The organism is Stenotrophomonas sp. YIM B13575, from assembly GCF_042787595.1.
In the GTDB taxonomy this organism is placed as follows: domain Bacteria; phylum Pseudomonadota; class Gammaproteobacteria; order Xanthomonadales; family Xanthomonadaceae; genus Stenotrophomonas; species Stenotrophomonas lactitubi_B.
Genome location: NZ_JBHZOP010000198.1, coordinates 1 through 6,194, shown reverse-complemented (window position 1 = coordinate 6,194; position 6,194 = coordinate 1). Strand labels below are relative to the sequence as shown.

Here is a 6,194-nt window from a genome sequence, read left to right as displayed (position 1 = left end):
GCCCGGCGCTACCGATGCTGACCTGTTCCGCCGGGCGTGGCGGCGCCACCGGGTGCATCGTCGCGGGGTAGCGCCGGGCCAGGCCCGGCGAGCGCAGCGCCGTCTTTTACGCTGCACCGCACAAACCGCTGACAGGACGATGACAGCTTGCGCGACACAGACTGCGGCCGCGCACCGTCCGGTGCCCACGATTGCCGCGCGCCTGGCGTGCACCTGGGAGGGTTTGTGGAATTGAGCATTGCCTGGCGGCGTCCTGCCGCCATGATGGCCCTGGCTGCGCTGGCCGCGCCGGCCTTCGCCGCCGAAGACGACCGTCCGGTCACGGCCACCCTTGGCGGTCGTCTGCATCTGGACTTCGCTACCTTCGACAACGACAACCGGGGTACGCCGAACAAGGATGACACCGAGATCCGTCGCGCCTGGGTTGACGTTTCCGGCAAGTTCTTCGTGGTCGACTACAAGCTGGAAGCCGATTTCTCCGGCGACCGTGTCGAGGCCAAAGACGTCTACCTGAGCCGCAGCTTCGGCGATGCCGGCCGGCTCACCGTGGGCCAGTTCAAGCAGTACTTCTCGCTGGATGACCGCACCGGCTCCAACTACGGCAGCTTCCTGGAGCGCGGCAACGCCGGCACCACGCTGGCGCCGCTGTACCGGCTGGGCGCCTCGTGGCAGGCCAATCCGGGCGATTTCACCTGGGCGGCCAGCGTGTACAGCCTGGAAAGCATCGATGCCTGGCAGGTCAAGGGCCGCGCCGCCGGTGGTCGCGTCACCTGGGCACCGGCCCCCAGTGAGGGCGACGTGCTGCACCTGGGCCTGTCGCTGGCCCGCGAGGCCTACGACAACCCGGGCGGCAACGGCACGCCGGGCCTGAAGATCCGCCCGCGTCCGGCCGGCCACCTGTCCGACGAGAGCCGCCTGACCCTGGTCGACTTCTCCGCCGGCCGCGATACCGACGTCAACAAGTGGTCGCTGGAATATGCGCAGGTGCGCGGCCCGCTGTCATGGCAGGGCGAGTTCAGCGGCGCCACCTTCGATGATGGTGCCCAGCGCGGTGATGTGATGGCCGCCTACGGCATGCTCAGCTGGTTCGTCACCGGCGAAAGCCGTGCCTACGACCGCAAGACCGGCCGCTTCGCCCGGGTCAAGAACATCCGCCACAAGGCCGGTGCCTTCGAAGTGGCCCTGCGCTACGACCAGATGTGGGGCGCACAGCACCTCGATGGCCAACCCGACCTGCGCCGTGGCAGCACTGAAGGCTGGACGCTGGGCGGCAACTGGTACCTGCGCGACAACCTGCGCTTCATGCTCAACGTGATCGAAAGCCGCAACCGCGATCGCCTGGCCGGCACCACGGTGGACCGCACGCGCGCGGTCACCGGGCGCCTGCAGTTCGACTTCTAAACGTCAGCCCCTTCCACTTCCCCACATCCTGATTCTTCAAGGAGTCCGCAGATGATGCTGAGCATCCTCGGCTTTGGCATGGTCATTACGTTCATGTACTTGATCATGAGCAAACGACTGTCGCCACTCGTTGCCCTGATCACCATTCCCATCATCTTCGCCCTGATCGGTGGCTTCGCCGCCGGCATCGACGAAATGATGCTGGAAGGCATCAAGAAGATCGCGCCGACCGGCGTGATGCTGATGTTCGCCATCCTCTACTTCGGCGTAATGATCGATGCGGGTCTGTTCGATCCGCTGGTGCGGATCATCCTGCGCTTCGTCAAGGGCGACCCGATGAAGATCGTGTTCGGTACCGCCGTGCTGGCGATGCTGATATCGCTTGATGGCGATGGTTCGACCACCTACATGATCACCGTGTCGGCGATGCTGCCGCTGTACCAGCGGTTGGGCATGAACGCGCTGAACATGACCTGCGTGACCATCCTCGCCGGTGGTGTGATGAACCTGACGCCGTGGGGTGGCCCCACCGCGCGCGCGGCCACCGCACTGCACGTGGACCCGGCCGATGTGTTCGTGCCGCTGATTCCGTCGATGGTGATCGCCTGCGCCGGCGTGCTGCTGCTGGCCTGGTACCTGGGCCTGAAGGAGCGCCGTCGCCTTGGTGTCGTGACCCTGCCCAAGGGTGGCAGCTGGATGGACAACAGCGTGTCCGACGACGGCAACACGCTGCCGACCGTGGAAGATGCCGAAGACACCAAGCGCCCCAGGCTGCTGTGGGTGAACCTGGCGCTGACCGTGGCCCTGATGAGCGCCCTCATCATCGGTGTGCTGCCGATGCCGGTGCTGTTCATGATCGGCTTCGCCATCGCGCTGGTGATCAACTACCCGAACCTGGCCGAGCAGCGCCGTCGCGTGGTCAGCCATGCCGGCAGCGTGCTGTCGGTGGTGGCGCTGATCTTCGCTGCGGGCATCTTCACCGGCATCCTCAACAACACCGGCATGGTCGAAGCGATGTCGCACAGCTTCCTGGCGATCATCCCCGACAGCTGGGGCCCGTACCTGGCGGTGATCACCGCTGTGGCGTCGATGCCCTTCACCTTCTTCATGTCCAACGACGCGTTCTACTTCGGCGTGCTGCCGATCCTGTCCGAGGCGGCCGGCAACTACGGCATCACGCCTGTGGAAATGGCCCGCGCGTCGCTGGCCGGGCAGCCGGTGCACCTGCTCAGCCCGCTGGTGCCGTCCACCTACCTGCTGGTGGGGCTGGCCAAGGTCGAATTCGCCGACCACCAGAAGTTCACCCTGAAGTGGGCGATCGCCATTTCGTTGTTGCTGATGATCGGCGGCCTGTTGTTCGGGCTCTATCCCTTCACGACCTGATTCCCTTATCAAGGAGCGTTCTGCAATGACTCTTCGCATCGCCTACGTCACCAGCGGGATGGGCAGTGTCGGCACTGCCATCTGCCAGAGCCTGGCCCGTTCCGGCCATACCGTGGTCGCCGGTTGCGCGCCCAACTCGCCGCGCAAGGCCAACTGGCTGCGTGAGCAGCGCGAGCAGGGTTTTGATTTCATCGCCTCCGAAGGCAACGCGACCGATTGGGCGTCGACCACGGCGGCCTTCGCCAAGGTGCGTGCCGAAGTCGGCGAGGTGGACGTGCTGGTCAACAACTCCGGCGGCAGCCGCGACCTGCTGTTCCGGCAGATGACGGTGGAGGACTGGAATGCAGTGATCGCCTCCAACCTCAATTCGCTGTTCAACCTGACAAAGCAGGTGGTCGATGGCATGGCCACGCGGGGCTGGGGCCGCATCATCAACATCGGTTCGGTCAGCGCCCACAAGGGCCAGATCGGCCAAGTGAACTACGCCACGGCAAAAGCCGCGATGCACGGTTTCAGCCGTGCGCTGGCCGCTGAAGTCGCCTCGCGCGGGGTCACCGTCAACACACTGTCGCCGGGCTACATCGCCAGCCAGGCGATCAGCAGCTTCCCGCCGGACGTGCTGGACCGGCTGGCCGCATCCGTGCCGGTGCGGCGCCTGGGTCGCCCGGAAGAAGTGGCCGGCCTGTGTGCCTGGCTGGCTTCGGATGAAGCCTCCTACGTGACCGGTGCGGACTATCCGGTCAACGGTGGCCTGTACATGGGCTAGCGCTTTCCCACGCAGGGCGTGGATCTACTCCCCTCCCCCGGTAGATTCACGCCCTGCGCGGCTTCCCCCCGCGACGCCGTTCGTTGGTTTTTCGTAAACAAGGTTTCATGTTCCGTTCGCATAGTGGCCACGCACCGCGCCCCCGGGCCGGTGACCACCCCCCATGCAATGGACCATCATGCAGACCCGATACCTGACGATCGCCGTGGCGATCGCGCTTTCCGCCGCCAGCGCCCACGCCGCTGAAGCCACCGACGCCACCGCCGATACCGCGCTGAGCGCGCAGACGCTGGATACCGTCTCGGTCATCGGCCAGGGCGAGACCCGCCAGGTGCAGCGCATCACCACCGTCGACAAGCAGGTGCTGCCGCCGGGTACCAGCGGCCAGAAGATCCTCGACCGCCTGCCCGGCGTGTCGGTGCAGTCCAACGATGCGTTCGGCGCGAATGAAGAATCGCAGACCATCAGCCTGCGCGGCTTCGACAAGAGCCGCCTGGGCTACACGCTGGACGGCATTCCGCTGGGTGACAACAGCTACGGCAACTACAACGGCCTGAGCATCGCCCGTGCACTGATCGCAGAGAACCTGGCCGGTGCCGAGCTGTCGCAGGGCATCGGTTCGCTGGGCGTGGCCTCGACCAGCAATCTGGGCGGCACCATCCAGTACTTCTCGATGGATCCGTCCACCGAATTCGGCGGCCGCGCCAGCATCACTGCGGGTGATGACAACCAGCGCCGCGGCTACCTGCGCGTGGACACCGGCGACATCAACGGTTTCTCGGCCTATGTCTCCGGCGTGCACCAGGACCAGGACATGTGGGCCGCGCCGTACCAGAACCAGACCACCCGCCAGTTCAACGCCAAGGCGGTGTGGAATGTGGGCGACAACCGCTTCGGCGCCTTCGTCGCCACCTCGCGCGCCAGCCAGGCCAACTATGCCTACCTGTCCAAGGACATGCTGGCGCGCGGCCTGGGCTATGACTGGAACATCTATGCACCGGACTGGGATCGCGCCGTTGCGGCCGCGTACTGCGCACCGGGCACCTACAACAAGGCGCGCTGCGCGTTCAGCGGCGGCGTCAACAGCATCGACGATGCGTACTACCAGAGCCGTGCGCTGCGCGACGACAACCTGTACTCGATCGACGCCGACATCCGCCTGGGTGAGCAGGGCCGCCTGAAGCTGCTGGGCTACCACCATGAGAACCGTGGCCAGGGCCACTGGTGGGCACCAGGCCAGCCGTCCTACCCGGGCACCGACAAGATGCTGCCGATCTCGATCCGCAGCACCAACTACACCATCAACCGCGACGGCATTACCGCAGCGCTGTCGTGGACGCTGGGCATCCACGAACTGGAAGCCGGTGTGTGGTACGAGCAGAACGACCATAACGTCTCGCGCAATTTCTACTACATCAGTGGCCCGTTCCTGGACGACCTGTACCTGCAGAACCCGGACCGCCGCCTGTTCAACCAGGACTTCGACATCCGTACCCGCCAGTTCTACGTGCAGGACCGGATGCGTTTCCTCGACCAGCGCCTGACCGTGGACGTGGGCATCAAGAGCCCCAACACGCGCATGACCGCCAAGGCCCAGCCGGGCGTGGAAACCAGCATCGCCTCGGGCACGCTGACCGCCAAGGAATCGGTGCTGCCGCAGCTGGGCGTGGGCTTCAAGCTCAACGCCAACAATGAAGTATTCGCCTCGTACGCCGAGAACATCGCTGCCTTCGTCGGCGGCGGCAGCGGTGGCCCGCTGCAGGTGTCGCCGGAATCGTTCGCGGCCAGCGCCGGCCTCGAGCCGGAGAAGTCCAAGAGCCTGGAGGCGGGCTTCCGTACCTTCGGCGAGAAATACCAGGCCTCGATCGCTGCCTACAACGTGACGTTCGACAACCGCCTGCTGTCGTTGAACCCGTGCTCGAGCATCGAAGTCGGCACGCGTCCGGAGTGCGTGACGCGCTTCATCAACGTCGGTTCGGTGAAGAGCCACGGTGCCGAGCTGACCTTCATCCTCAAGCCGGTTGATGGCCTGCAGTGGTACAACGCGCTGTCCTGGAACAAGACCACCTACGAGGATGACTACACCTCGGGCGGTGCGATCGTGCCGGTGGCTGGCAAGATCACCGTGGACACACCGCAGCGCATGGCCTCCAGCGAGATCAGCTGGAACCGCGACGGCTTCTTCGCCAGCCTGCGCGCCAAGTACACCGGCAAGCGCTACTACACCTACACCAACGACCAGTCGGTGCCGGGCGTGACCACCTTCGATGCGGGTGCCGGTTACGACTTCGGTCCGGGCATGGGCCTGCGCAACGTGCGGGTGTCGTTGAACGCGACCAACCTGACCAACAAGCGCTATGCGGGCCAGTTGAGTTCGTTCGCACCGACCGATCCGAAGGGCACGCGCTATGCGATCCATGCGAGTGCGCCGCGGCAGGTGTTCATGACGGTGGCGGCGGAGTTCTAAATCAAAAGCGGGCGCTGCGGCGCGGGGATGCCGTAGTGGGGCGAGGTGGGACGGGCCGAGGCAGGACACGCCGCAAGTACGTCCCTGTAGCAACTGTGTTTGCAGGAGGAGCTTCGGCCCTTCCTGCAGACGGGCACGGTAGTGCCGGCCGCTGGCCGGCAGCCTCTGGATGTACGC

Annotated in this window: 4 protein-coding genes; all 4 read left to right on the top strand. The window is 65.5% G+C overall.

Going from position 1 to position 6,194, the window contains the following annotated elements; all coding sequences use genetic code 11:
* Positions 1-261: 261 nt before the first annotated feature.
* The 4 genes from ACFX4F_RS20885 to ACFX4F_RS20870 all read left to right on the top strand — a co-directional run bounded on the left by ACFX4F_RS20885 (position 262) and on the right by ACFX4F_RS20870 (position 6,017).
* Complete coding sequence (locus ACFX4F_RS20885; RefSeq protein WP_099820988.1) at positions 262-1,401, top strand: OprO/OprP family phosphate-selective porin; 1,140 nt, start codon at positions 262-264, stop codon at positions 1,399-1,401.
* A 54-nt stretch (positions 1,402-1,455) separates the two neighbouring features.
* Positions 1,456-2,784, top strand: a complete 1,329-nt coding sequence (locus tag ACFX4F_RS20880) for a CitMHS family transporter (RefSeq protein ID WP_108265490.1) — start codon at positions 1,456-1,458, stop codon at positions 2,782-2,784.
* Between the two features lie 25 nt (positions 2,785-2,809).
* On the top strand, positions 2,810-3,550 hold the full coding sequence (gene phbB / locus ACFX4F_RS20875; protein WP_025874115.1) for an acetoacetyl-CoA reductase: 741 nt from the start codon (positions 2,810-2,812) through the stop codon (positions 3,548-3,550).
* 178 nt (positions 3,551-3,728) lie between these two features.
* Complete coding sequence (locus tag ACFX4F_RS20870; protein WP_380658264.1) at positions 3,729-6,017, top strand: TonB-dependent receptor; 2,289 nt, start codon at positions 3,729-3,731, stop codon at positions 6,015-6,017.
* Positions 6,018-6,194 lie beyond the last annotated feature (177 nt).

What these genes read in the sequence shown, in the direction of transcription:
- ACFX4F_RS20885 (WP_099820988.1), top strand. Translation starts at nt 262, where the DNA reads ATGATGGCCCTGGCTGCGCTGGCCGCGCCGGCCTTCGCCGCCGAAGAC.
- ACFX4F_RS20880 (WP_108265490.1), top strand. Translation starts at nt 1,456, where the DNA reads ATGCTGAGCATCCTCGGCTTTGGCATGGTCATTACGTTCATGTACTTG.
- phbB (WP_025874115.1), top strand. Translation starts at nt 2,810, where the DNA reads ATGACTCTTCGCATCGCCTACGTCACCAGCGGGATGGGCAGTGTCGGC.
- ACFX4F_RS20870 (WP_380658264.1), top strand. Translation starts at nt 3,729, where the DNA reads ATGCAGACCCGATACCTGACGATCGCCGTGGCGATCGCGCTTTCCGCC.